The organism is Kitasatospora humi, assembly GCF_020907985.1.
In the GTDB taxonomy this organism is placed as follows: domain Bacteria; phylum Actinomycetota; class Actinomycetes; order Streptomycetales; family Streptomycetaceae; genus Kitasatospora; species Kitasatospora humi.
The window spans coordinates 1-24,143 of record NZ_JAJJPA010000059.1 but is presented as its reverse complement, the minus strand read 5'-3'; the positions used below and the strand labels follow the sequence as shown (position 1 = coordinate 24,143).

Annotated in this window: 23 protein-coding genes; 12 read left to right on the top strand and 11 right to left on the bottom strand. The window is 71.3% G+C overall.

Translation table 11 applies throughout. The features are described 5' to 3' along the window. Positions 1–77: 77 nt before the first annotated feature. On the bottom strand, positions 78–2,429 hold the full coding sequence (locus LN042_RS32285) for a transglycosylase domain-containing protein (protein WP_230054991.1): 2,352 nt from the start codon (positions 2,427–2,429) through the stop codon (positions 78–80). Positions 2,430–2,854: 425 nt separating this feature from the next. On the opposite strand from LN042_RS32285, the gene LN042_RS32280 reads away from it, so the two are divergent. Continuing rightward, positions 2,855–3,178 (top strand): WhiB family transcriptional regulator, encoded by a 324-nt coding sequence (locus tag LN042_RS32280; RefSeq protein WP_145905440.1) that lies wholly within the window; start codon positions 2,855–2,857, stop codon positions 3,176–3,178. 59 nt (positions 3,179–3,237) lie between these two features. On the opposite strand, the gene bagB is transcribed toward LN042_RS32280, so the two are convergent. Further along, positions 3,238–4,410: an ATPase BagB gene (bagB, locus tag LN042_RS32275; protein ID WP_230054990.1), complete on the bottom strand. Its 1,173-nt coding sequence runs from the start codon at positions 4,408–4,410 to the stop codon at positions 3,238–3,240. After that, positions 4,407–5,441 (bottom strand): ATPase BagA, encoded by a 1,035-nt coding sequence (gene bagA, locus LN042_RS32270; RefSeq protein ID WP_230054989.1) that lies wholly within the window; start codon positions 5,439–5,441, stop codon positions 4,407–4,409. Before bagA ends, bagB begins: the two co-directional genes overlap by 4 nt. Before the next feature lie 173 nt (positions 5,442–5,614). Here bagA and sp36 point away from each other — a divergent pair, with 173 nt between their 5' ends. From sp36 to LN042_RS32245, 5 genes are read left to right on the top strand one after another with little or no spacing between them, the layout of a single operon-like run. Then, entirely contained in the window at positions 5,615–5,773 is a 159-nt protein-coding gene (gene sp36 / locus LN042_RS32265; protein WP_095874066.1) for a Sp36 family protein, read from the top strand. Continuing rightward, positions 5,773–6,237, top strand: coding sequence for a RidA family protein (locus LN042_RS32260; protein WP_230054988.1), 465 nt, complete (start codon positions 5,773–5,775; stop codon positions 6,235–6,237). The genes sp36 and LN042_RS32260 overlap by 1 nt, the downstream gene beginning before the upstream one ends. A gap of 47 nt (positions 6,238–6,284) precedes the next feature. Beyond that, on the top strand, positions 6,285–7,187 hold the full coding sequence (locus LN042_RS32255; RefSeq protein ID WP_230054987.1) for an NUDIX hydrolase: 903 nt from the start codon (positions 6,285–6,287) through the stop codon (positions 7,185–7,187). Continuing rightward, positions 7,184–7,366 carry a hypothetical protein gene (locus LN042_RS32250; RefSeq protein ID WP_230054986.1) on the top strand — a complete coding sequence of 61 codons (183 nt, stop codon included), beginning with the start codon at positions 7,184–7,186 and terminating at the stop codon, positions 7,364–7,366. Before LN042_RS32255 ends, LN042_RS32250 begins: the two co-directional genes overlap by 4 nt. Beyond that, positions 7,363–8,184: an MBL fold metallo-hydrolase gene (locus tag LN042_RS32245; protein ID WP_230054985.1), complete on the top strand. Its 822-nt coding sequence runs from the start codon at positions 7,363–7,365 to the stop codon at positions 8,182–8,184. Before LN042_RS32250 ends, LN042_RS32245 begins: the two co-directional genes overlap by 4 nt. Positions 8,185–8,241: 57 nt before the next feature. Here the strand turns inward: LN042_RS32245 and LN042_RS32240 are convergent, their stop codons facing one another. Continuing rightward, positions 8,242–8,916 (bottom strand): Crp/Fnr family transcriptional regulator, encoded by a 675-nt coding sequence (locus LN042_RS32240; protein WP_030288117.1) that lies wholly within the window; start codon positions 8,914–8,916, stop codon positions 8,242–8,244. A gap of 264 nt (positions 8,917–9,180) precedes the next feature. On the opposite strand from LN042_RS32240, the gene LN042_RS32235 reads away from it, so the two are divergent. The 5 genes from LN042_RS32235 (at position 9,181) to LN042_RS32215 (ending at position 13,673) form a co-directional block, all read left to right on the top strand. Then, positions 9,181–9,666, top strand: coding sequence for a hypothetical protein (locus tag LN042_RS32235; protein WP_230054984.1), 486 nt, complete (start codon positions 9,181–9,183; stop codon positions 9,664–9,666). 115 nt (positions 9,667–9,781) lie between these two features. Next, positions 9,782–10,639, top strand: coding sequence for an endonuclease III (gene nth / locus LN042_RS32230; RefSeq protein WP_230054983.1), 858 nt, complete (start codon positions 9,782–9,784; stop codon positions 10,637–10,639). Then, the gene (locus LN042_RS32225; RefSeq protein WP_230054982.1) at positions 10,636–11,316 is read left to right on the top strand and encodes an NUDIX hydrolase; all 681 of its coding nucleotides are present in this window, start codon (positions 10,636–10,638) and stop codon (positions 11,314–11,316) included. The genes nth and LN042_RS32225 overlap by 4 nt, the downstream gene beginning before the upstream one ends. Positions 11,317–11,399: 83 nt before the next feature. Then, entirely contained in the window at positions 11,400–12,584 is a 1,185-nt protein-coding gene (locus LN042_RS32220; protein WP_230054981.1) for a MarP family serine protease, read from the top strand. Positions 12,585–12,971: 387 nt separating this feature from the next. Further along, on the top strand, positions 12,972–13,673 hold the full coding sequence (locus LN042_RS32215) for a metal-dependent hydrolase (RefSeq protein WP_230054980.1): 702 nt from the start codon (positions 12,972–12,974) through the stop codon (positions 13,671–13,673). Positions 13,674–14,135: 462 nt separating this feature from the next. Here the strand turns inward: LN042_RS32215 and LN042_RS32210 are convergent, their stop codons facing one another. The 6 genes from LN042_RS32210 to acs form a co-directional block, all read right to left on the bottom strand. Next, positions 14,136–15,137 carry an alpha/beta fold hydrolase gene (locus LN042_RS32210; RefSeq protein WP_230054979.1) on the bottom strand — a complete coding sequence of 334 codons (1,002 nt, stop codon included), beginning with the start codon at positions 15,135–15,137 and terminating at the stop codon, positions 14,136–14,138. Positions 15,138–15,296: 159 nt separating this feature from the next. After that, positions 15,297–15,797, bottom strand: a complete 501-nt coding sequence (locus LN042_RS32205) for a phage holin family protein (RefSeq protein ID WP_230054978.1) — start codon at positions 15,795–15,797, stop codon at positions 15,297–15,299. A 143-nt stretch (positions 15,798–15,940) separates the two neighbouring features. Then, positions 15,941–17,278: a Na+/H+ antiporter NhaA gene (nhaA, locus tag LN042_RS32200; protein ID WP_230054977.1), complete on the bottom strand. Its 1,338-nt coding sequence runs from the start codon at positions 17,276–17,278 to the stop codon at positions 15,941–15,943. 185 nt (positions 17,279–17,463) lie between these two features. Then, entirely contained in the window at positions 17,464–18,108 is a 645-nt protein-coding gene (locus tag LN042_RS32195; RefSeq protein ID WP_230054976.1) for a response regulator transcription factor, read from the bottom strand. A gap of 64 nt (positions 18,109–18,172) precedes the next feature. Continuing rightward, a complete protein-coding gene (locus LN042_RS32190; RefSeq protein WP_230054975.1) occupies positions 18,173–19,507 on the bottom strand; it encodes a sensor histidine kinase in 1,335 nt (444 codons plus the stop codon). Between the two features lie 108 nt (positions 19,508–19,615). Then, entirely contained in the window at positions 19,616–21,598 is a 1,983-nt protein-coding gene (gene acs, locus LN042_RS32185; RefSeq protein WP_230054974.1) for an acetate--CoA ligase, read from the bottom strand. 802 nt (positions 21,599–22,400) lie between these two features. Here acs and LN042_RS32180 point away from each other — a divergent pair. Further along, a complete protein-coding gene (locus LN042_RS32180) occupies positions 22,401–23,156 on the top strand; it encodes a hypothetical protein (protein ID WP_308191900.1) in 756 nt (251 codons plus the stop codon). Between the two features lie 205 nt (positions 23,157–23,361). On the opposite strand, the gene LN042_RS32175 is transcribed toward LN042_RS32180, so the two are convergent. Then, the coding region (locus LN042_RS32175) for a carbonic anhydrase (protein ID WP_283843978.1) at positions 23,362–24,143 on the bottom strand (782 nt) is incomplete at its 5' end.

Genomic DNA, 24,143 nt, shown 5'->3' with positions numbered 1-24,143 from the left:
CCGCGCCCGCTGAGGGCGTCCGTCGAAAAGCGCCCGGCACCCCCTTCGAGAGGGTGCCGGGCGCTCGTGCGTACCGGTCAGTGGTGGTGCTTGGTGGGCCCGCCGGGCCCGCCGTTGCCGCCGCCGATCAGGCCGGGCGGGAAGCTGAAGCCCGGGAACGGGTCCTGCGTCGGCTGGCTCGGCTGCGTCGGCTGCGTCGGCTGGCTCGGCTGCGTCGGCTGCGGCGCCGTGGTGGTCGCCGCGGCGTCGGTGGCCCCGCCGTTGTTCGGGTCACCGGACGGCGGCGGGCTGTTCGGGTCGGGGCTGGACGTGGGGCTGTTCGCCCCCGACGGGAGTTGCACCAGGTTGAAGCTGCTCGCCGGCGTGCCCGCCAGTGCCTGGTTCATCGCCATCGTCCAGATCGGGCCGGGACCGGTGGCCCCGTAGACGCCGCCCTCGGGCCCGAAGTCGTGGCCCCCGATGGTGACGTTGATCATCGGCACGTTGCCCGACGGGCCGCCCAGCCAGACCACGCCGACCAGGTCGGGGGTGTAGCCGTCGAACCAGGCCGCGTTGCGGTGGTCGGTGGTCCCGGTCTTACCGGCGATCATGCGGCCGTCGGCGAGGCCCAGTTCGGCGCCGGTGCCGCCCTTCTCGGTCACGCCCTTGAGCATGGTGTTCATCTCGTCGGCGGTGTTCTGCTGGATCACCTGGTTGCAGTTGGCCGACGGCACGGGCAGGTTCTTGCCGTCGATGCCGACCACCGAGGTGATCGCGATCGGGTCGCAGTGCACGCCGCGGGCGGCGAAGGTGGCGTAGACGCCCGACATGTCGAGCGGGCTCATCTCCTCGACGCCCAGTGCCATGGCCGGGACCTCGTCCAGCGGAGCGCCGCTGGCCTTGGTCTTGATGCCCAGCTTGTTGGCCATCTGCTTGACCGCGCACAGGCCGGTGTCCTGCTCCAGCATGATGAAGTAGGTGTTGATCGACGCCGCCATGGCCTGGGTCATGGTGTACGGCCCGTGTTCGGTCGCCGGGTTGTCGTTGCCGGCCTGGGCCCCGGTGGTGTTCACGTACTTGCCGGTGCAGGTGGGCAGGTCGGGGTAGGTGATCTTGGGCGGCGAGTCATAGGTCTGGCTCAGGTCCTTGCCGGAGTCCAGGGCCGCCGCCGCCACGATCGCCTTGAAGGTGGAGCCGGGCTGGAAGCCGTTGCCGCCGCCCATCGCCGAGTCAACGTTGAGGTTGACCACGGTCTGGTTCTTGTTGGCGTCCAGACCGTACGGCCGGGTCTGGGCCATCGCCAGGATCTTGCCGGTGCCGGGCTGGACCATGGTCATCGCGGCCGAGACCGGGTCGGTCACCTTGACCTTGCTGGTGACCGCCTTGTAGGCCGCGGCCTGCTTGTCCGGGTCGATGGTGGTGGTGATCTTCAGCCCGCCCTGGGTCCAGAGCTTGTTGCGCGCGTCGGAGGACGCGCCGAAGGCCGGGTCGCTGAGCACCACCCTGCGCACGTAGTCGCAGAAGAAGCCCATGCCCGCCTGGGCGGTGATGCAGCCGTTCTGCGGGTCCTGGTAGTTCAGGCCGAGCCCGCTGGCCTTGGCGTCCTTGGCCTGCTCCGGCGTGATGTGGTGGTACTCCGCCATCTTGTCGATCACGGTGTCGCGGCGGGCCTGCGCGGCCTTGGGGTGCTCCAGCGGGTCGTAGGCGGTGGGGTTCTGCACCAGCCCGGCCAGCAACGCGGCCTGCGCGATGGTCAGGTCCTTGTTGCTCTTGCCGAAGTAGCGCTGCGAGGCCGCCTCGACGCCGTACGCCTGGTGTCCGAAGAAGGTGATGTTGAGGTAGTTGGTGAGGATCTGGTCCTTCGACAACTCCTCTTCCAACTTGATCGCGTACTTCAGCTCCTGGACCTTGCGGCCCACGGTCTTCCGGGTGGCGTCCAGGAACGCGGCCTGGTCGTCACCGGCCTCCTCGACGAAGACGTTCTTGACGTACTGCTGGGTCAGCGTCGAGGCGCCCTCGGAGTCGGCGCCGGAGGAGGCGTTCTTGGCGAGCGCGCGCAGCACCCCCTTGGGGTCGATGGCGCCGTGCTGGTAGAAGCGGGCGTCCTCGATGTCGACCTGCGCCTCGCGGGTCAGCGGCGACATCTGGTCCTGCGTCAGGATCGTGCGGTCGCGGGCGTAGATCTTGGCGATCTGGTTGCCCTTGGCGTCGTAGATGTAGGACGCCTGCGAGAGCGTGGGGGTCTTGAAGTCGGCGGGCAGGCTGTCGAAACCCTGGACGCCGTCCTTGGCGCCCAGTCCGATCGCGCCCACCGCGGGCAGCGCCAGGCCTGCCACCAGGAGACCGGAGAGAAGGCTGACGCCGAGGAAGGTCAGTCCGTGCCCGGCCAGCTCCGTGGGGGAGGAGCGCCGCCGGCGGGGGCGGGATGCTGAGGAGCGCTTCGGTGCCATGGGAGGACTCTACGTTGTCATTTCAGGCCCATGAGGGCAGGTGTTCGCTTAGGCTTGTCACAAGCCTGCGACAGCTCCGCTCCGTGCACCCGAGCGCTCCTGTGAGTGTTGAGACCTGTCCTGTTTGACGGCATATGAGGCGACTGTCCCACGGACTATTGGAAGTCAGGGGCCTTGGCCGCCAGGGGCGTTGTGGCGCTGTGTGACGAAAGGGGCGTTCGGGGCCTCGGCAAGGCCCGCGACCTGCGATCACTCCAACGAGTGATCTGACCGGCACCCATAGTCCGATCGGGTCATTCGAGATTGGACCCAGGGGGGCTGTTGCGCTTCGCCAATCTTCCGTAACGTCCTCAACTGGCAGCGGTGAATATGCCGTTGCCGCCGTGGTGGGGGAGCCTCGATGTATCGGGAGAGGACGGCGGGGCATGGGTTGGGTTGATGACTGGAGTGCGCAGGCCGCCTGTCGCACGAGTGATCCGGACGAGCTGTTCGTCCAGGGGGCGGCGCAGAACAGGGCAAAAGCCGTGTGCAGCGGGTGTCCGGTGCGCACCGAGTGCCTGGCGGATGCGCTGGACAACCGGGTGGAGTTCGGTGTCTGGGGAGGGATGACCGAGCGGGAGCGCCGTGCCCTGCTGCGCCGTCGCCCCACGGTGATCTCCTGGCGCCGGCTGCTGGAGACGGCACGGACGGAGTACGAGGAGTCCCTCGCCACCGGCGTGATCCTCTCGGACTACGCACAGGCGGGCTGACCGGGCGCAGCCTGCCGCCGGCCAGGGCTCAAGGGGTCTGCGGGCGTGGCAGTCGGTGACTACTCGGCCGAGGCGGCCAGCTGACGGCCGATCAGCCGCAGCCCGTCCAGGTCGTGCACATCGCCGGCCAGGGCCGGCACCTCGACCACGGGCACATCCGGGTAGACCGCCACGAACCGGTCCCTGGTGCGCCGTTCCCGCCCGATCACCTCGACCCGTTCGGCGTGCAGCCGCAGCAGCCCCGCCGCCAGCGTCTCCGCCTCCGCCTGCCGGGGCTCGCGGTCGGTGCCGTTCTCCTCCAGCGCCTGCGCCGCGGCCTGCGCCCGCTCGGCGGTCAGCTGCGGTGCCCCGGTGCCGTGCACCCGGTTGAGCACCAGCCCGGCCAGCGGCATCTCGTCGGCGGCCAGCCGGTCCACGAAGTAGGCGGCCTCGCGCAGCGCGTCCTGTTCCGGCGCGGCCACCACGAGGAACGCCGTGCCCTCCGCCTTGAGCAGCTGGTAGGTGCTCTCGGCGCGCTCCCGGAAGCCGCCGAACATGGAGTCCATCGCGGCCACGAAGGTCTGCAGGTCGGTCAGCAGTTGGGCGCCGAAGATCTTGCCCAGGGTGCCGGTGAGCAGCCCCATCCCGACGTTGAGGAACTTCATCGCGCTGCGCCCGCCGACCTTGGCGGGGGTGGTCAGAATCCGGATGATCTTGCCGTCGAGGAACGAGCCGAGCCGTCCCGGCGCGTCCAGGAAGTCGAGGGCCGAGCGGGACGGCGGTGTGTCGACCACGATCAGGTCCCACTCGCCGGTGGCGCGCAACTGGCCCAGCTTCTCCATCGCCATGTACTCCTGGGTGCCGGCGAATCCGGCGGAGAGCGACTGGTAGAAGGGGTTGTCCAGGATCGCCCGGGCCCGTTCGGGGTCGGCGTGGGCGAGCACGACCTCGTCGAAGGTGCGCTTCATGTCGAGCATCATGGCGTGCAGTTCGCCGGGCCCGTCGGCGGTGTCCGCGCCCTTGACCGGGCGCGGGGTGTTGTCCAGCTCGGTCAGGCCCATCGACTGGGCCAGCCGCCGAGCCGGGTCGATGGTCAGCACCACGGTGCGCCGGCCGCGCTCCGCGGCCCGCAGGCCGATCGCCGCCGCGGTGGTGGTCTTGCCGACCCCGCCGGAGCCGCAGCAGACCACGATCCTGGTCTGCCGGTCGTCGATCAGCCGGTCCAGGTCGAGGACCTCAGGTGCGCCGGTCATGCCGCCCCCTGTCGCTTGAGTTCACCGGCCAGCCGGTACAGGCCGCCGAGGTCGACGCCACCGCTGAGCAGCGGGAGTTCGTAGCCGGGCAGGTCGAGGGCGGCCAGTTCGGCCCGTTGCTCGCGTTCGAGTGCGACCCGCTCGGAGTGTTCCCTGGCCTGGGCGAGCAGCGGATCGAGCAGCGGCTCCACGGCGGCCCGCCGGGTGGCCGCGGAACGGGAACGGCCGCCGAGACCGGCCTCCACCAGGGCCTGGGCCACCTCCTCGCGGTGGTCGCCGTGGGCCGCGGCCACCGCGGCGGCGTCCAGCACCGGTGGCCGCACCATGTTGACCAGCACCCCGCCGGCCGGCAGCCCGGCCTCGCGCAGCTCGGTGAAGCCGTCCACGGTCTCCTGCACCGGCATCTCCTCCAGCAGGGTGACCAGGTGGACCGCGGTCTCCGGTGACTTCAGCACACCCATCACCGCCTGGGCCTGGCTGTGTATCGGTCCGAACCGGGCCAGCCCGGCCACCTCGGAGTTGACGTTGAGGAACCTGGTGAGCCGCCCGGTGGGCGGGGCGTCCATCACCACCGCGTCATAGACCCGGCGCCCGTCCGGTCCCTTGCGGCGGGCCGCCTCGCAGGCCTTGCCGGTGAGCAGCACGTCGCGCACGCCCGGGGCGATGGTGGTGGCGAAATCGACGAAGCCGACCTTCTGCAGCGCCTTTCCGGCCCGGCCGAGCTTGTAGAACATGTCGAGGTACTCGAGCAGCGCCTGCTCGGTGTCGATGGCCAGGGCGAAGACGTCACCGGAGGTCCTGGGCCCGGACAGGCCCAGCTGGGCGGGGGAGACGGAGGCCACCCGGCGCTCCTCGTAGGGCAGCGCGGCGATCCCGAAGAGCTCGGCGATCCCCTGCCGGCCCTCGACCTCGATCAGCAGGGTGCGGCGGCCCTCCGCGGCCAACGCCAGGGCGAGCGCCGCCGCCAGCGTGGTCTTGCCGGTGCCGCCCTTGCCGCTCACCACATGCAGCCGTACGCCCTCCCAGTCCACGCTGCCTCTCCGTCCGCTCGAAGTCCTCGTCCTGCTCGAAGTCCTCCTCGCGAGCGTAACCAGCCGCCACGCCGGATGCCGGGAGCATCCGGGTGCGGGCCCGGTCGGCAGCCCGGTTTGTGTCCTACCTCACATCGGCTGTGCCAGGTCGCGGACCGTCTAGAGTCACCCCCATGACCAAGTGGGAATACGTGACGGTGCCGCTGCTGGTGCACGCGACCAAGCAGATCCTGGACACCTGGGGCGAGGACGGCTGGGAGCTGGTCCAGGTCGTTCCCGGGCCGAACAACCCGGAGCAGCTGGTGGCCTACCTGAAGCGGGAGAAGAGCTGATGGGCAAGGTGGAGAGCAGGCTCGCCGAGCTGGGCCTGGCGCTGCCCGAGGTGGCCAAGCCGGTGGCGGCCTACGTCCCGGCGGTGCGCAACGGCGACCAGGTGCTGACCAGCGGCCAGCTGCCGGTGGTCGGCGGAGTGCTGAAGCAGACCGGCAAGGTGGGCGCCGAGGTGACCGCCGAGGAGGCCAAGGCGCTGGCGCAGATCTGCGCGCTCAACGCGCTGGCCGCGGTGAAGTCGGTGATCGGCGACCTGGACCTGGTCGACCAGGTGGTCAAGGTGGTCGGCTTCGTCGCCTCGGCGCCCGACTTCACCGGCCAGCCGGCCGTGATCAACGGTGCCAGCGAGCTGCTCGGCCAGGTGCTCGGCGACGCCGGGGTGCACGCCCGCAGCGCGGTCGGCGTCGCGGTCCTGCCGATGGACGCGCCGGTCGAGGTGGAGATCCAGGTCCGGGTCAAGGCCTGACCCGTCGCCCCTTCTCAGCGGCCGGTCCGGGTGCATAGCATCCGGACATGGCTGCTGACTCCGCTGATCGAAACCCGGCCGGGCCGGGCACGGCCGGGATCGCGATGCCGCCGAGCTGGCCGGCCCGGATCCGGGCGCTGGCCGACGGGCGGCTGACCCCGCTGGTGCCCAAGCCCTCGGCCACCGTGGTGCTGCTGCGCGACGGTGCCGACGGGCCGCAGGCGTACCTGCTGCGCCGGCGCGGGTCGATGGCGTTCGCCGCCGGGCTGTACGCCTACCCGGGCGGCGGGGTCGATCCGCGGGACGCCGAACAGCCGCCGGCCTGGGCCGGGCCGAGCCCCGAGGAGTGGGCCGTGCGGCTCGGCGTGGACCGGGCGACCGCGCAGGCGGTGGTCTGCGCCGCGGTGCGGGAGACCTTCGAGGAGGCCGGCGTGCTGCTGGCCGGGCCGGACGCCGACACGGTGGTGGCGGAGCGCGACTGGACGGCCGAGCGGGCCGCCCTGGAGGCGCACGAGCTGTCGTTCGCCGAGTTCCTGCGCAAGCACGACCTGGTGCTTCGCAGCGACCTGCTGGCCGGCTGGGCCCGCTGGATCACCCCGGCCTTCGAGGAGCGCCGGTACGACACCTGGTTCTTCGTCGCGGCGCTGCCGCCCGGCCAGCGGGCCGCCAGCGAGGTGGGCGAGGCCGACCGGGTGACCTGGCTGACTCCCGCCGAGGCGGTGCGCGGGCACGCCGAGGGCCGCTACGGGATGCTGCCGCCGACCGTCACGGTGCTGCGCGAGCTGCTGCCGGTGCGCACCGCGGCCGAGGCGCTGGCGGCGTCCGCGGACCGCACGCTGACCCCGGTTCTCGGCACGGCCGAGGTGGTGGGGGATCGTATGACCATCAGGTGGTCGGGGTATGAGGAGCTGACCATCGACGGACACTACCCGGAGGAAGGACAACCATGATCCACGATGACGTGGCTCGCGAGCGCGACCTCCCCGCCCGCCGCCTGGCTGCCCGAGCCCTCAACCGCCGACTGAGCTGCGAGGACGACCAGGGCGGGTCCGCCGCTCCGACGCCGCGTACCCTGGTCCGCTCGCTGGACGCCCGCCCGCTGACCCGCGACCCCGAGGTCGGCCGGTGAGCAGCGGCCTGCCCGGAGAGCCCGCCGCCACCGTCGGCGGGGCCGCCACGGCGCGGGCGCTCTGCGTGCTCGCCCCCAACCCGTCCCCGATGACGCTGGACGGCACCAACACCTGGCTGCTCTGCGAGCCCGGCTCGGACCAGGTCGTGGTGGTCGACCCGGGGCCGCTGGACGAGGGACACCTGCGCGCCGTGATCGACGCCGCCGAGCGGCAGGGCCGCCGGATCGCGCTCACCCTGCTGACCCACGGCCACCACGACCACGCGGCCGGGGCGGCCCGGTTCGCCGAGCTGACCGGCACCAAGGTGCGCGCCCTCGACCCGGCCCACCGGCTCGGTGACGAGGGCCTGACCGGCGGCCAGGCGATCGAGGTGGGCGGCCTGGAGCTGCGCGTCGTCGCCACCCCGGGGCACACCGCCGACTCGCTCACCTTCCACCTGCCGGCCGACGGCGCAATCCTCACCGGGGACACCGTGCTGGGCCGGGGCACCACGATGGTCGCCCACCCGGACGGTGTGCTCGGCGACTACCTGGACTCGCTGCGGCGGCTGCGCACCCTGGCCACCGAGCACGGTGTGCGCACCGTGCTGCCCGGCCACGGACCGGTGCTGGCCGACGCGCTGGGCAGCGTGGAGTACTACCTGGCGCACCGGGCGGCCCGGCTGGCGCAGGTGGAGACCGCGGTGGAGGCGGGCTACCGGACCGCCGAGGCGGTGGTGGCCCGGGTCTACGCGGACGTGGACAAGGCGCTCTGGCCGGCCGCCGAACTCTCGGTGCGGGCCCAGCTGCGATACCTGGAGGACCACGGGCTCATCTGAGCGCCGCGGTCCTCCAGGCCCGGTCCTCAGTGGCGGGGGCCCAGCAGCGGCGGGGGCTCAGCGCGAGCGGCGGGAGAGCCGCTCGACGTCGAGCAGCACCACCGCGCGGGCCTCCAGCTTCAACCAGCCACGGCCGGCGAAGTCGGCCAGCGCCTTGTTCACGGTCTCCCGGGAGGCGCCGACCAGCTGGGCGAGCTCCTCCTGGGTGAGGTCGTGGGCGACGTGGATGCCCTCCTCGGACTGCACCCCGAACCGGCGCGACAGGTCCAGCAGCGCCTTGGCCACCCGGCCCGGAACGTCGGAGAAGACCAGGTCGCTCATCACGTCGTTGGTCCGGCGGAGTCGGCGGGCGATGGCGCGCAGCAGCGCTATCGACACCTCGGGGCGGGCGTGCAGCCAGGGCTGCAGGTCGCCGTGGCCCAGGCCGAGCAGCTTGACCTCGGTCAGCGCGCTGGCGGTCGCGGTGCGCGGCCCGGGGTCGAAGAGCGAGAGTTCACCGATCATCTCGCTGGGACCGAGCACCGCGAGCATGTTCTCGCGGCCGTCCGGCGAGGCGCGGTGCAGCTTCACCTTGCCCTCGGCGACCACGTACAGGCGGTCGCCCGGGTCGCCCTCGTGGAACAGCGACTCGCCGCGCGCGAGGGTCACCTCGGTCATGGAAGCGCGCAGCTCGCCGGCCTGTTCGTCGTCGAGCGCCGCGAAGAGCGCGGCGCGCCGCAGAACATCGTCCACGTGCTTCCTCCTTCTCGGCCGCCCGCCGTGGTGGGACGGGCGGTCATGTGCTCAAAACAGTGCTCTTCATCACCAAGCATGGCGCATGTCGCTCTGATCATATGAGGAGGGGGTGTGCGGTGGGCGGCGGTACGCGGCCATCCGTACGCATCGGTAGGCGGTGTCCGCGGGCCGTGGAGGCGGTGTCCGCGGCTCGTGGAGGCGGCGTCCGCGGGTCGTGCAGGCACTCTTGAGCGTTGTCACGACGGGAACTACCGTCCGGGCATGGCATTCACCGAGAAACTCCTCCAGGCGCCCGCGCCGATCCAGGTGGGCGGCTACCGGCTGAAGCGCTACCACGTCACCGCGGACCCGGCCGGCATCGACCCGGCGGTGGAGAAGGCGGCCTACGCGGCCCTGCCCGACCTGCTGCCGGCCCCCGACGGCACCCCGCAGGCCGGCTTCGTGGTGGTTCACCGCGGCGACGACACCGGCGCCTACCTCAATGTGTACTGCTGGGCTTGGGACAATGTACTGAGCTTCGCCGGCGCGGTCGCCGGGCAGCCGGTGCTCGGCTGCCCCGACCAGGACCCTACCCACTTCGTCCGACTGACCCGGCCGCTGATCGGCTGCGTCTGGGAGCTCGCGCCGGTGCGCCACGAGCGCGACGCCTGGGTGCGCCACATGCTCGTCCCCGACCGCCCGGACCTCGACGCCTACCTCGCCGATCACTACCCGCAGGGCCGCACCGGCCCGCAGCCGACCGCCTGACGCCCCGTCACCGGAGGTCCGCCGTCCCGTCGCCGGAGGTCCGCCGTCCCATCACCGGAGGTCCGTGAGCCGGAACGGCCCGCACCGGGGCAGCGGTTCGGCGTAGCCTTCGGACATGGCAGAGAGCAAGGTCCGCAAGACGGCAGCCCCGGCGGTGGCCGGCAGGACGCCCAGGCCGGAGTCCCACCTGGCGCTGGTCCGGAGGGCCCGGAAGATCAACCGGGTCCTGGCGGAGACCTATCCGTACGCGCATCCGGAACTGGACTTCGACAACCCGTTCCAACTGCTGGTCGCCACCGTGCTGTCGGCGCAGACCACCGATCTGCGGGTCAACCAGACCACCCCCGCGCTGTTCGCGAAGTACCCCACCCCCGAGGCGATGGCGGCGGCGGTGCCCGAGGAGCTGGAGGAGCTGATCCGGCCGACCGGCTTCTTCCGGAACAAGGCCAAGTCGCTGATGGGACTGTCGATCGCGCTGCGGGACGAGTTCGGCGGCGAGGTACCGCGCACCCTGGAACAGATGGTCACCCTCCCCGGGGTGGGCCGGAAGACGGCCAACGTGGTGCTCGGCAACGCCTACGGAGTGCCCGGCATCACCGTCGACACCCACTTCGGCCGGCTGGCCCGGCGGTTCGGCTGGACCACCGAGGAGGACCCGGTGGTGGTGGAGGCCGCGGTCGCCGAGCTGTTCCCGAAGTCGGAGTGGACCATGCTCTCGCACCGGGTGGTCTTCCACGGCCGCCGGATCTGCCACGCCCGCAGGCCCGCCTGCGGGGCCTGCCCGGTCGCCCCGCTCTGCCCCTCCTACGGCGAGGGCGAGACCGACCCGGAGAAGGCCGCGAAGCTGCTCAAGTACGAGATGGGCGGCCAACCGGGCCAGCGACTGCGCCCGCCCGCCGACTATCCGGGCACCGCGGCGGCTCCCGGTGCGTTGAACGGGACGACGGAGTCGGCAGCGGGGAGGGCCGAGTGAGGAGCAGCGGGGCGCCGGTGGCGATCGTCCGGGACGGGCTGCCCGACTGGCTGCTGCCGGTGCGCCGGGCGGCCGAGACGGTGCGGCCCGAGCAGCTCAGCCGGTTCCTGCCGCCGGCCGAGGGCGGGCGGCACTCCGCGGTGCTGCTGCTCTTCGGCGACGGGCCCGGCGGACCCGACCTGCTGCTCACCCAGCGGTCGGCCGCGCTGCGCTCGCACCCCGGCCAGATCTCCTTCCCGGGCGGCTCGCTGGATCCGGTGGACGGCGACCCGGCCGGGCCGGGGCCGGTGGCCGCCGCACTGCGCGAGGCGGCCGAGGAGACCGGGCTCGACCCGGCCGGTGTGCAGGTCTTCGCCACCCTGCCGGCCCTCTACATCCCGGTCAGCGACTTCGTGGTGACCCCGGTGCTCGGTTGGTGGCGCGAGGAGTCGCCGGTCAGCGCGGTGGACCCGGCGGAGACCGGCGCGGTCTTCCGGGTGCCGCTCGCGGTGCTGGCCGACCCGGCCCACCGCGGTCGCTACCGGCATCCGTCCGGCTTCACCGGCCCGGCGTTCCAGACGAACGGGCACTTGGTCTGGGGCTTCACGGCCGGGGTGATCGACCGGCTGCTGCACCACAGCGGGCTGGAACGACCTTGGGACAGTTCGCGCCTCATCGAGCCACCGGCGGGCGGGTAGGCAGCCGCGGAGCGGCAACGCGGGACGCAACGGACAACCGGGGCAGCTGCCGGAGGGCGGCCGGTCCATGGGAGGGTGGCAGGGTGAACGTGCTGGATCTGCTGCTGCTCGCCGCTGCGATCGGCTTCGCCGTGTCCGGGTACCGGCAGGGCTTCGTGGTGGGCATCCTGTCCGTGCTGGGGTTCCTCGGCGGCGGCCTGATCGCGGTGCAACTGCTGCCGCTGGTGCTCAGTCACCTCGATCCCGGTACCACCGCCTCGGTGATCGCCGTGGTGGTGGTGATCGTCTTCGCGGCGATCGGCCAGGCCGCCACCACCCAGTTGGGGTGGAAACTGCGCGGCCGGATCGACCGCAGTCCGGCCAAGGCGCTGGACGCGCTGGGCGGCTCGGTGGTGAACGTGCTGTCGATGCTGCTGGTGGCCTGGCTGATCGGGTCGGCGCTGGCCGGTACTTCGATGCCGACCGTCTCCAAGCAGGTCCGTACCTCCCTGGTGCTCGGCGGCGTGCAGGACGCGCTGCCGGCCGACGCGCCGAACTGGTTCTCCGACTTCAGCAAGGTGCTGTCGCAGAACGGCTTCCCGCAGGTCTTCAACCCGTTCGAGCACGAGCCGATCACCGAGGTCCAGCCGCCCGACCCGTCGCTGGCCGGCGACCCGGCGCTGCAGAAGGCCCGGCAGAGCCTCGTCAAGGTGGTCGGCACGGCCAACTCCTGCGGCAAGACCCTGGAGGGCAGCGGCTTCGTCTTCGCCCCGCACCGGGTGATGACCAACGCGCACGTGGTCGGCGGGGTGGACGAGCCGACCGTGCAGATCGGCGGCACCGGCCAGCTCTACGACGCCACCGTGGTCAGCTACGACTGGCAGCGCGACATCGCCGTCCTGGACGTGCCGAAGCTGAACGCGCCGCCGCTGGCCTTCGCCGGCGAGGCCCACAGCAACGACAGCGCCATCGTGGCCGGGTTCCCGGAGAACGGCGCGTTCAACGTCCAGCCGGCTCGGATCCGCGACCGGATCCAGGCCAACGGTCCGGACATCTACCACCGCGGCCAGGTGGTCCGCGACGTGTACTCGATCCGTTCGCTGGTCCGCCAGGGCAACAGCGGCGGGCCGCTGCTCACTCCGGACGGCGAGGTGTACGGGGTGGTCTTCGCCAAGTCGCTGGACAGCTCCGACACCGGCTACGTGCTGACCGCCGCCGAGGTGAAGGCGGACGCGGTGGCGGGCACCACCGCCGACATCCAGGTCGACACCCAGGGCTGCGCCCTCTGACATGCCGAGCCGTCCCGGCGCCTGCTGCTGCGCCCGGACCGTGTCCGAGGCGTCCCCCGGCCGACCGCCGCTGCTCCCGGGCCCGCTGGTCCACTGGGCCCTCCACCGGGAGCCCGCCGCTGCTCCTGAGCCCTGTCCTACGCGTCCCCCGGCCGACCGCCGCTGCGCCCGGGCCCGCTGGTCCGCCGGGCCCTCCACCGGGAGCCCGCCGCTGCGCCGGTCCTACTCCCACGCGTTCCCGGTCCTGCTGACGCGCCGTCGAAGATCTCGCTGCGAGCGGAATCCGGCGATCCGTCAGTTCCTCCTGGTAGCGTCGGCCGCGCTCACCCGTTCGGCTCAATCCGGCGGGTGGCGTGCCAGCCACACACCATGAAGGAGTAACCGGCCATGATGGGTCACTCGCACGCGGTCAGCGGTGCGATGCTGTATGCGGCCGCCGCGCCGATACTGCCGCCACTGCTGCTGCACACCCACCTGAAGCCGGCCGACATCCTGCTGGGCACGGTGCTGGCCGCGGGTGCGGCCCTGCTGCCCGACCTGGACCATCACGACGGCACCATCGCCAACTTCCTCGGCCCGGTCTCCAAGGCGCTCTGCCGGTTCGTCGCCTGGGTGTCCGGCGGGCACCGGCACGCCACCCACTCGCTGCTCTTCGTGGCGCTGATGGGCGGCGGCAGCTGGGCCGGTGTGCACTACCTGGGTCGCTGGTTCACCCTCGGGATGACGTTCTTCCTCCTCGCCATGGCGGTCAAGGCGCTGCGCATCCACCTGCCGGGGGAGGGGCACACCACCTGGCTGAGCGTCGTCGGCCTGTCGGCGGCCGGGACCTTCGTGCTGGACCAGTGGATGCCGTCGGCCCCCGGCTGGCTGCCGTACGCGGTCGGCCTCGGCACCCTGGCCCATCTGCTGGGTGACAGCCTCACCAAGATGGGCGCGCCGTGGCTCTGGCCGCACAAGCAGCGCTACGAGATCGTGCTGATCAAGCGCAGCGGCAACCAGATGGAGACCAAGGTGCTGGTCCCGATGATGACGGTGGCCACCGTCGTGCTGCTCTGGTGCACCGCGGTGGAGCCGACCGTTCTGGGCTGATCCTCGTCGTCCGGCCGTGTGGATCCGCTGACGGAGCCGCACGGCCGCTGTGTCTGCTCGACTTTGCTGCCTGCTCGGCCTTGCTGCTTGCTCGGCCCTGCTGCCTGCTCGGCCTTGCTGGCTCCTCAGCCTTCGCGGCGTAGCCGGGCGCCGACCCAACGGGCTCGGCGCCCGAGGATCCGGGGGATTCCCAGCGGGTGCGGTGCGGCGGGCCGGTCCCGTGGCTCGTCCTGCCAGTCGAGACCACGGTCGCTGTTCGGGGCGGTGGCGTTACGGGATTCGACGTGCTTGGCGCGTCGTCCGCGCGCGGCGGCGCGTTCGGGCATCCAGGTCATACCGGATGGATGCCCCCCGGCATGCATAGGTAACCACGCTCATCCGGGCGAATTGGTCTATGCCATGGGCATACCAACACATCGTTCATTGCTGACGTCGCGTCAGATCGGCCTTCGTGGAGGCTGGCTACTTGTGCTCGGAGATCCAGCCGAGCAGCTCGGCGGTGACCTCGCCGGCCGCTTCCTCGTGCGGGAAGTGGCCCACCCCGGGCAGCAGCCGCCAGCGGTACGGAGCCGACACGTACTCCCCAGCGCCCAGCGCGGTGCGGGCGAGCAGCACCGGGTCGGCCGCGCCCTGGATGTGCAGGGTCGGCGCGGTCACCGGCTTCTTCATCCGGCGGGCGAACTGGATGCCGTCCGGCCGGGCCATCGAGCGGACCAGCCAGCGGTACGGTTCGATCGAACAGTGGGCGGTGCTGGGGATCTGGATCGCCTGGCGGTAGTTGAAGACCGCCTCGGCGTCCAGCCGGTTGGGGCCGGCCCAGTCCGCCAGGTAGTCGGCGACCAGCGCGGCGTCATCGGCGACCAGTCGCCGCTCCGGTATCCAGGGCCGCTGGAAGCCCAGGACGTGCTCGTAGGCGGCCATCTGCCGGCGGTCCCGCAGCAGGGCGCGGCGAAGGTGGCGCGGATGGGCGGCGGACAGCACGGTGAGGGTGCGGATCACCGAGGGCCGCATCACCGCTGCGACGAACGCCAGTGAGCCGCCGCTGTCGTGGCCCACCAGATGGGCGCTGTGCTCGCCGAGCGAACGGATCACGCCGGTGATGTCCAGGGCCAGGTTCGTCGGATCGTAGCCGCGCGGAGTGCGGTCGCTGCCCCCCATGCCACGCAGGTCCAGCGCGACCGCCCGGTAGCCGGCCTCGGCCAGCGCAGCCAACTGGTGGCGCCAAGCCCACCAGTACTGCGGCCAGCCGTGCACCAGCAGGACCAGAGGGCCGGTGCCCTGCTCGGTGATGTGGAACCGGGCGCCGTTGGCGGCCAGATCGCGGTGCGTCCACGGCCCGGCCGCGCGCACGCTCCAGGCTCCGCGGCCGGCCGCGGTCGCCGGCGGCTCGGCGGCACCGGGCGGGGCGGCGTCGGGGCGCGGGCCTGCGATGGCCGGCACGGCGGGCTTCTGGTCCAGTGGCATACCGAGAGCGTTTCACATCCCGGCCGGGAGCGTGCTCCCGGCGGTCATCTGGGGTGGCGCAGGCGATCGCTGAACGGACGTCCGTTGAGCGAAGGCTTGCTCGTAGGGCGGGCGCCGATCAGGCGTCCCCGGTTGGTGGTGCGATGACTGGGCGCCGGCTCAGTCGGTGTCCGCGGCCCGGGCGTTCGCCGAGCGCTCCAGCACGGCCAGCTCCTCGGCGGTGGCCGGTCGCGGCTTGGCGTTCTTGAGCACCTCGGCGGTCGCCTGGGCGCCCTCGATGGTGCGGGTCGGCTTCTCGATCTTCTTGAAGAACCGGACCGCCATCAGGGCGAGCAGCACGCCGATCAGCACGTAGGCGCCGGCCACGACGAGGAAGGAGAAGCCCAGGCCGATGCGGGAGGCGGCGTTCAGCCCGTACGCCGCGGCGAAGCTGAACATCGGGATGGAGGCCAGGAACGCGATGCCGGCGATGATGCCGGAGGTGCCGCCGGACAGGCCGCGAATGACGTCCCGTCGGATCTCGGCCTTGGCGAGGGCGATCTCGTCGTGCACCAGGGACGAGAGGTCGGCGGTGGCCGCGGCGAACAGCTGCCCGACCGAGCGCTCGCCCTCGTAGGGCGCGCGCGAGCTACCGGACGGGCCTGCGGTGCCTGCGGACATCTGGTCTTCTCCTCTGCTGGGATTTCCGGATAGCTCAGAATCATGCCCTTACCGACCAGTCAAGCACCACTTCGGGCCACTCCAGTCGGACGATGGGTCCATCCGCTCCGCTGCCTCACCCCAGGGGTGGTCTCAGCGGCCGGTCAACCAGCCGTGTCGGCCCGGCCCTCGTCCTGTCCGTTGTCCTCGTTGTCGTTCTCGTTCTCGTTGTCGTCCTCGGCCTCGTCATCGCAGAGCTGCCGGTAGTGGCGGTTGCGCAGCTTGAGCAGCACGGTGGCGACCACGGCGCAGAGGAGCGAGCCGGTCAGCACGGCCGCCTTGGCCCGGTCGGCCAGCGCCGGGGCGTCGGGGAATGCCAGGTCGCTGATCAGCAGGGAGACGGTGAAGCCGATGCCGGCCAGTACCGAGACGGCGAACAGGTCGGCCCAGCGCAGCCGGGGATTCAACTCGGCTCTGGTCCATCTGGCGGTCAGCCAGGTTCCACCGAAGATTCCGGCGGTCTTGCCGACCAGCAGGCCGAGCACGATGCCCAACGGCATCGCCTGGGTGAACACCTCGCGGAGTACGCTCGGCGAGATCGTCACCCCGGCGGCGAAGAGCGCGAAGAGCGGCACCGCCACGCCGGCCGACAGCGGCCGCGCCAGATGCTCGATGTGCTCGCCCGGGGAGTACTGCTCGTCCCCCTCCCGGTGGCAGCGCAGTGCCAGGCCCATCGCCACACCGGAGACCGTCGGATGCACCCCGCTCTCGTGCATCAGCGCCCAGATGGCCAAGGCGAGCGGGACGAAAAGGTACCAGCCGTGCACCCCGTGCCGATGCAGATGCCAGAACAGCACCAGGCCCGCGAGCGAGGCCACCAGGGCCCAGGGGACGATCCCCGAGCTGTAGAAGACCGCGATGATCAGGATGGCGATCAGGTCGTCCACCACGGCGAGGGTGAGCAGGAAGGCCCGCAGGGCGGAGGGCAGGTGGGTGCTCACCACGGCGAGGACACCGAGCGCGAAAGCGATGTCGGTGGCGGTCGGGATCGCCCAGCCGGCCCGATGGCCGCCCGCGCCGCTGTTGACGGCGTTGAACAGCAGCGCGGGCAGCGCCACCCCGCACACCGCGGCGACCACCGGAAGCAGCGCCGCGCTCGGGGTCCGCAACTCGCCGGCGACGAACTCGCGTTTGAGCTCGATGCCGGCGACGAAGAAGAACAGCGTCAGCAGTCCGTCCGTGGCCCAGACCTCCAGCGGCAGGTGCAGGTGGAGCGGACCTGACGGGCCGACGGTGTAGTCCAGCACGCTGTGGTAGGCGGCCGGCCAGGCGTTGGCCCAGACGAGGGCCGTCGCTGCCGCGATCAGCAGCAGCACGCCGCCGACCGTCTCGGTGCGCAGCGCGTCGGCGAGGTAGCGGCGCTCGGGGAGGGGGAGCAGGCCGAGGAACTGGCGCCGCTCGGTGCTTCCGGTCGACGGCTCGGGGGTTGGTGGGGTGACCACGCGGGTGCCTCCTACCGTTTCTGAAGCAAATGTCGGATTTGCATCCTTCCATAGACGTATGGGTCGCTTGGTGCGGGTGCGGGTGCGGGTGCGGGTGCGGGTGCGGGTGCGGGTGCGGGTGCGGGTGCGGGTGCCGGTGCCGGTGCGGGCGTGGGTGAGGAGCCGGTCGGCTGGGTGATGGGTGGTCAGGCGCCCAGGTAGCGCAGCACGGCAAGCACCCGGCGATGATCGGCGGCGGAGACCGGCAGGTCGAGCTTGAGGAAGATGTTCGCCACGTGCTTCTCGATGGCCCGGTCGGTCACCGTGAGAGCTTGGGCGATCGCCGAGTTGGTCCGGCCTTCGGCCATCAGCGCGAGCACCTCGCGCTCCCTGGGGGTCAGGTCCGCCACGGTGCCACGGGTCGGACCGGCGGTCATCAGCTGGTTGACCACCTCGGGGTCGAGCGCCGTGCCGCCTGCCGCCACCCGCTCCAGCGCGTCCAGGAAGTCCTGGGCATCCAGCACCCGTTCCTTGAGCAGATAGCCGACTCCGGCGGCGCCACTTGCCAGCAGCCGGGCGGCGTACTCGGTCTCGACGTACTGCGAGAAGATCAGCACCGCCGGCGCCGGATCGGCTGCTCGCAGCTCCAGCACCGCGCGCAGGCCCTCATCGGTGTGGGTGGGCGGCATCCGGATGTCCGAAACGACCAGGTCAGGCCTCAGCTCTCGGACTGCAGCCAGCAGTTGTTCGCCGTCCGCCACCGCTGCAGCGACCTCGTGGCCCTCCTCCTGGAGCAACTGCACCAGTCCGGCCCGCAGGATCGCCGTGTCCTCCGCCACCACCACACGCATCGGTCGATCTCCCCGCCCGTCGTTCCTGCCGTTCACCGCGTTCACCCTGCCTGCCCGCCTGAGCTCAGCGCGACCGGGTTGCCGCCGTGTCAGATCGTGGCAGGTGTGGCTGTGCGGTCGCTGCCGGGTCGGGCAATTCGATGGTCACCACGGTCGGACCGCCGACCGGGCTGTCCGCGGTCAGGGTGCCGTCCGCCGCCCGGACCCGTTCCGCCAGCCCACGCAGACCGCTGCCCGGTCCGTCCAGCCGCGCGCCGCCGCGTCCGTCGTCCTGGATGGTGAGTCGCAGGCGCCCCGCCGTCGAACCGACCGACAGGGTCACGAACGAGGCCCCGCTGTGCTTGCCCGCGTTGGCCAGCAGCTCGGCTGCGGCGAAGTAGAGCATCGTCTCGATCGAGGCGGGAGGACGTACCGCCAGGTCGGTGGTCACTCGGGTGGGGATCGCCGCTCTGGCGGCGAGACTGGCCAGTGCCGGGGCCAACCCGGCGTCCAGCGCCGGTGGGTGGATGCCGCTGACCAACTCCCTCAGCCCGCCGATGATCTCCTTGGCCTGCCGGCGGCACTCGCCGACCAGGGTCCGACCCGTGTCGAGTTCGCCCTTGGCCAACTGGCGCTCCGCCCGGGACAGTTTCAGTCCCAGTGCGACCAGGTCGGCCTGGGCGCCGTCGTGCAGATCGCGCTCTATCCGGCGCAGTGTGGCGGCGGCCTCGTTGAACGCGTGCGTCCGGGCCTCGGTGAGCTGCGCCAGGCGCAACGACTCGGCGGTGGGGCCGAGCAGGCGCGGCATCAGTTGACGGTCGGCCAGCAGCGGCAGCCGCCCCGGCCAGGGCGAGAGCAGCAGCACCAGCACGCCCAGCGCGCTGAGCAGTAGGGCGCGCGGCCAGGTGTCGAAGTAGAACCCGTCGATCCGGATCCCGAAGGAGTGCATGTGGCCGGCCGTGTCCACCGCGCGCTGCGGCTCCACTTTCCACAGCAGTGGATAGCAGAGTAGTTGGAGGCCGAGGAACCACCAGACGAAGCCCAGCAGGAACTGCAGTCCACCCAGCGGGATCCGGATCAGCAGATAGGCGCAGCTGCGCCAGGCTGCCGGGTCGCCCAACTGCTGTCCCAACAAGCCGGACAGCCCCGGTGCCCGGGGTGGTGCGGGCGGAGTAGCGATCTCCAGCTGCAACAGCACGCGGGCGAGACGGCGGTGCAGAGCGCCGAGCGCCCGGTCGGCCCGCAACGCCAGCACCAGTACGGGCAGGAACAGCAACCCGGCGGAAAGCAGACCGACGACGGCCGTGACCAGGACCGCCGCCAGGTTCACAGCGGTCAGCGGCAGGCTCAGCAGGGAGTAGCACCGCTCGCGCCAGGTACGGGACGAAAGCTGTTCGCGTAACAGGGACGTGGGAGTCACCGGGCCAGTCTCTCCGATCCGGCACGAACGCACGGGGCCCTGCCCGCACCGGTGTGCGGCAGGGCCCCATCGGTGGCCGGCCTCCGGGACCGACCGTGGTGCGAGCCGTCAGCTCTGCGCGGCGTTGCCGGGGAGCTGGGACTGGATCACGTTCATCACGGAGGAGTCGGCGAGCGTGGTGGTGTCACCGACCTCGCGGCCCTCGGCGATGTCTCGCAGCAGCCGTCGCATGATCTTGCCGGAGCGGGTCTTCGGCAGCTCGCTGACCACCTTGATCTGCTTCGGCTTGGCGATCGGGCCGAGCGTCTTGCCGACGTGGTTGCGCAGCTCGGCGATCAGCTCCTCGCTGTCGGCGGCGGTGCCGCGCAGGATGACGAAGGCGACGATCGCCTGACCGGTGGTGGCGTCGGTGGCGCCGACGACGGCCGACTCGGCGACAGCCGGGTGCCCGACCAGCGCCGACTCGACCTCGGTGGTGGAGATGTTGTGGCCGGAGACCAGCATCACGTCGTCCACCCGGCCGAGCAGCCAGATGTCGCCGTCCTCGTCCTTCTTGGCACCGTCACCGGCGAAGTACCGCCAGGCGGGGTGGGACTCGTCGTGGCCGTGGCCGAAGCGGGACCAGTAGGTGTCGAGGTAGCGCTGGTCGTCGCCCCAGATGGTGCGCAGCATGGCGGGCCAAGGCTCGGTCAGCACCAGGTAGCCGCCGGAGCCGTTGGACACCTCCGTGCCGTTGTCATCCACCACGGTGGCCGCGATGCCCGGCAGCGGCCGCTGGGCCGAGCCCGGCTTGGTCTCGGTGACACCGGGCAGCGGGCTGATCATCATCGCGCCGGTCTCGGTCTGCCACCAGGTGTCGACGATCGGGGTACGGCCGGCACCGATGTGCTCGCGGTACCAGATCCAGGCCTCCGGGTTGATCGGCTCGCCGACGCTGCCCAGCACCCGCAGCGAGGACAGGTCGAACTTCGCCGGGATGTCGTCGCCCCACTTCATGAAGGTGCGGATCGCGGTGGGCGCGGTGTAGAGGATGGTGACCCCGTACTTCTGGACGACCTCCCAGAACCGCCCCTGGTGCGGGGTGTCCGGGGTGCCCTCGTAGATCACCTGGGTGGCGCCGTTGGCGAGCGGGCCGTAGACGATGTACGAGTGGCCGGTCACCCAGCCGATGTCGGCGGTGCACCAGTAGACGTCGGTCTCCGGCTTGAGGTCGAAGACCGCGTGGTGGGTGTAGCTGGCCTGGGTGAGGTAGCCGCCCGAGGTGTGCAGGATGCCCTTTGGCTTACCGGTGGTGCCGGAGGTGTACAGGATGAAGAGCGGGTGCTCCGCGTCGAGCGCCTCGGGGGTGTGCTCGGCCGACTGGCGCTCGGTGATCTCGTGCCACCAGACGTCGCGGCCCTCGGTGAAGACGGTCTCCTGGCCGGTGCGGCGGACCACCAGGACGTGCTCCACCTGCGGGCACCTGGCCAGCGCCTCGTCGATCGCCGGCTTGAGCGCGGACGGCTTGCCGCGGCGGTAGCCGCCGTCGGCGGTGATCACCAGCTTGGCGTCGGCGTCCTGGATCCGGGAGGCGACGGCGTCGGCGGAGAATCCGCCGAAGACCACGGAGTGCGTGGCGCCGATCCGGGCGCAGGCCAGCATCGCGACGACGGCCTCGGGGATCATCGGCAGGTAGACCGCCACCCGGTCGCCCTTGCGGACGCCCAGCTCCAGCAGCGCGTTGGCGGCCTTGGAGACCTCGTCCTTGAGCTGGGCGTAGGTGATCGAGCGACCGTCACCCGGCTCGCCCTCGAAGTGGATGGCGACCCGCTCGCCGTGGCCCGCCTCGACATGCCGGTCGACGCAGTTGTACGCCACATTGAGCTTGCCGTCGGCGAACCACTTGGCAAAGGGCGGGTTGGACCAGTCCAGTGTCTCGGTCGGTTCGACGGCCCAGCTGAGGCGGCGTGCCTGCTCGGCCCAGAAACCGAGACGGTCCTCGGACGCCTGGGCGTACGCGGTCTCGGTGACGTTGGCGGCCGCGGCGAGCTCGGCGGGCGGGGCGAAGCGCCGCTCCTCCTTGAGCAGATTGGCCAGGCTCTCGTTGCTCAACGCGAACTCCTCATCGAGTGTTCATGGCGCTTTCCCCCATGGAGAGAAGCCCAGTGCTGTGGGATCCGTCCCCGCCTAGGGATTGTCCCGTGTGTCCCAGTACACAGCTCATCAGGCGAATGGGGCGGTTGACAAGGGCCCTCTTGAAATTGGTGTAGACCTTTGATGCCCTGCCGATCCGGCACGTGCCGCCCCTTTTTGACTCGCGCCAGCTCGTCGAACTCGGTGCGTGAACGATCGAGTGCCGTGGCAGTTGGAGGGGTGTGTCGATGGGTGCCGGGAATGCCGGCGTGCACGGCGGGGGTGGCTGGGGTGGCACGGGTGGCTGGAGCGGCGGGGATGTGCGCGGGTGCGGGCTGGGGAGACTGTGGGCCGGGGCGGGACCATGCCGGTCCCGAGGTGCGGCGGAGGCGGGATTGGCGGCGGCGGCCGGGGAGGTGATGGGCGGTCGGGGGTGAGGGTGGCATGGCTCGCGCTGCTCTCCGCGGGCTGGAGTGGCTTGGTGGTGGTGCTGGCAGTACTTGCGGTACTGGCGGTTCTGGCAGCACAGGCGATCTTCGGCGGGTCCGGGCGATCGAATCCGGATATGCGTTCCGCCTGTCCGTTCGGGCGCGTGTGCCCTGTCGCGCGCGGGCCGGATTCACACGATGGGGCCAGACGGGGGGTTGGTGTCCCGAGGCCTTGACGGCGAGTAGCCGCGGTACTCCACTGCGAGTACACCGGCACGATCGGGGCATCGGCTCAGCCGGCTCCGTGCTCGGCCGGCGCCTCTGCCATCGCGGCGATCCAGGGGAGTTGAGCAATGTCGGAACTCTCGGAAACCCCCACATCAGACACCTCCCAGTCCACGGAAGCCCTGGGCGCGGCCGCTGAGGCCGTGCCCTCGTCCAGCAGGGCGCTGGCGGATGACGCCGCGTCGACTGCAAGCGCCGTCCGGACCACTGACACCACGTCGACAGCGGGCAGCGGCATTGCCGCTGGTGCAGTGGTGCCATCGCCGTCACCTGCTCAGGACGACGCGACCGCTCCGGGGGCGGTTCCCGAGACTGCGGAGACCACCCATTCGCCTCGCCCGGGTGATTTCGCGGTGGTGCGCATCACGGGCGAAGTCGGCCGGTTGATCAGGATCGGGCAGTGGCTCAACGGGGACGGGTACGCCGACTACGAGCACGCGTTCATCCTGGTCGGCGACGACATGGTGGTCGAGGCGCAACCGGGTGGCGCCCGTCAGACTCCGCTCGCCACCTATCAGGACAGGCCGATCCGATGGTCCAGTGGACGTGTCCCGCTGACGAACGATCAGCGGGCGGCGATCGTCTCGGCGGCACACCGCTACCTAGGTGTGCCGTACAGCTTCCTGGACTACCTGGCGCTGGCTACCCATCGGTTCCGGCTGCCGGGCAACGGCCTGCTCAAGGGCTTCGTTGCCGACACTCGTCACCAGATTTGCTCGCAACTGGTCGACCAGTGCTATCGCGACGCCGGGGTCAATCTCTTCTCCGACGGGCGCTGGACGGGTTATGTGACCCCCGCGGACCTCGCTCGCCTGCTGAACTGACGGGCCCGCTGGATCGGTCGGCAGCGGATCGGCTACGGGGTGAGCCGGGCGGATCCGCTGCCCGGAGGGGGGCCGATCTGCGCCACAGTGGTTGGCGGTCGGCGGGTGCTGCTGTGCGGCCGGTCATCAGGCCGGGCGTCACGTGTTGGTGGATCGGGTCTGAGGCTTTGGACGAGTCGTACCTGAGGCTATGACGAGTAGTACCTCAAGCTGCGCTGACGATCCCTTGACGGCCGGCCACGGCGGCGAATCGCCCGGTCGCCTGGTCGAGCACGTAGGCCTGTGCGGCGGCGAAGTCGAAGTACATTCCGATCAGCTGGAGATCGCCGTCGTGCATCCGTCGCTCGACTGCCGGATTGGTCATCAACTGCTCCAGCTGCTGGACCACATTGGTGATGCACAGCTGCTCCACCCGGTCGGTGACCGGCCGGTCCGCGAACTCGACCGGCGCGCGGGCCAGGCGAGCGAGCGAGCCGCGCCCGTTGCGCAGCCACCGGGCCAGCGGTGTCGGTCTGCCCGGCTGCTCGTGAACCCCGTCGAGGAGTGCGTTCATCGCTCCGCAGCCCGAGTGCCCGCAGATCGTGATGCTGCGGACCTGTAGCACCTCGACCGCGTACTGCACTGCTGCCGCCACCGAGTCGTCGGCGGCGCCCGGTTCATGAGGGACGGGCACCAGATTGCCGATATTGCGCACGGTGAACAGGTCTCCCGGTCCACTACTGGTGATCATGCTGGTCACCAAACGGGAATCGGCACAGGTCAGGAAGAGCTGCGACGGTTGCTGGCCCTCGCGAGCGAGCCGGGCCAACTCGGGGCGGACCAGCTCCGCGGTATGGGCCTGGAAGCCGCGCACGCCGGCCAGCAGTCGCCCGTGCGGATCGCCACCAGGCTGATCGATGCAGTGGTGGCCCACCCACGGCGTCCAAGGGCGGCAGCGGTGCCTGGCCGGGGGCGGTGCATGGCTGTCGACGGTGACGGCGTCGCACT

Excerpts from the sequence above, each read along its gene's own strand:
- LN042_RS32255 (WP_230054987.1), top strand. The coding sequence starts at position 6,285 with ATGGCTGCTGACTCCGCTGATCGAAACCCGGCCGGGCCGGGCACGGCC.
- LN042_RS32205 (WP_230054978.1), bottom strand. The coding sequence starts at position 15,797 with ATGTCCGCAGGCACCGCAGGCCCGTCCGGTAGCTCGCGCGCGCCCTAC.
- LN042_RS32285 (WP_230054991.1), bottom strand. The coding sequence starts at position 2,429 with ATGGCACCGAAGCGCTCCTCAGCATCCCGCCCCCGCCGGCGGCGCTCC.
- LN042_RS32280 (WP_145905440.1), top strand. The coding sequence starts at position 2,855 with ATGGGTTGGGTTGATGACTGGAGTGCGCAGGCCGCCTGTCGCACGAGT.
- bagB (WP_230054990.1), bottom strand. The coding sequence starts at position 4,410 with ATGACCGGCGCACCTGAGGTCCTCGACCTGGACCGGCTGATCGACGAC.
- LN042_RS32195 (WP_230054976.1), bottom strand. The coding sequence starts at position 18,108 with ATGCGTGTGGTGGTGGCGGAGGACACGGCGATCCTGCGGGCCGGACTG.
- LN042_RS32235 (WP_230054984.1), top strand. The coding sequence starts at position 9,181 with ATGGCATTCACCGAGAAACTCCTCCAGGCGCCCGCGCCGATCCAGGTG.
- LN042_RS32250 (WP_230054986.1), top strand. The coding sequence starts at position 7,184 with ATGATCCACGATGACGTGGCTCGCGAGCGCGACCTCCCCGCCCGCCGC.
- sp36 (WP_095874066.1), top strand. The coding sequence starts at position 5,615 with ATGACCAAGTGGGAATACGTGACGGTGCCGCTGCTGGTGCACGCGACC.
- LN042_RS32215 (WP_230054980.1), top strand. The coding sequence starts at position 12,972 with ATGATGGGTCACTCGCACGCGGTCAGCGGTGCGATGCTGTATGCGGCC.
- LN042_RS32180 (WP_308191900.1), top strand. The coding sequence starts at position 22,401 with ATGTCGGAACTCTCGGAAACCCCCACATCAGACACCTCCCAGTCCACG.
- LN042_RS32210 (WP_230054979.1), bottom strand. The coding sequence starts at position 15,137 with ATGCCACTGGACCAGAAGCCCGCCGTGCCGGCCATCGCAGGCCCGCGC.
- LN042_RS32260 (WP_230054988.1), top strand. The coding sequence starts at position 5,773 with ATGGGCAAGGTGGAGAGCAGGCTCGCCGAGCTGGGCCTGGCGCTGCCC.
- nth (WP_230054983.1), top strand. The coding sequence starts at position 9,782 with ATGGCAGAGAGCAAGGTCCGCAAGACGGCAGCCCCGGCGGTGGCCGGC.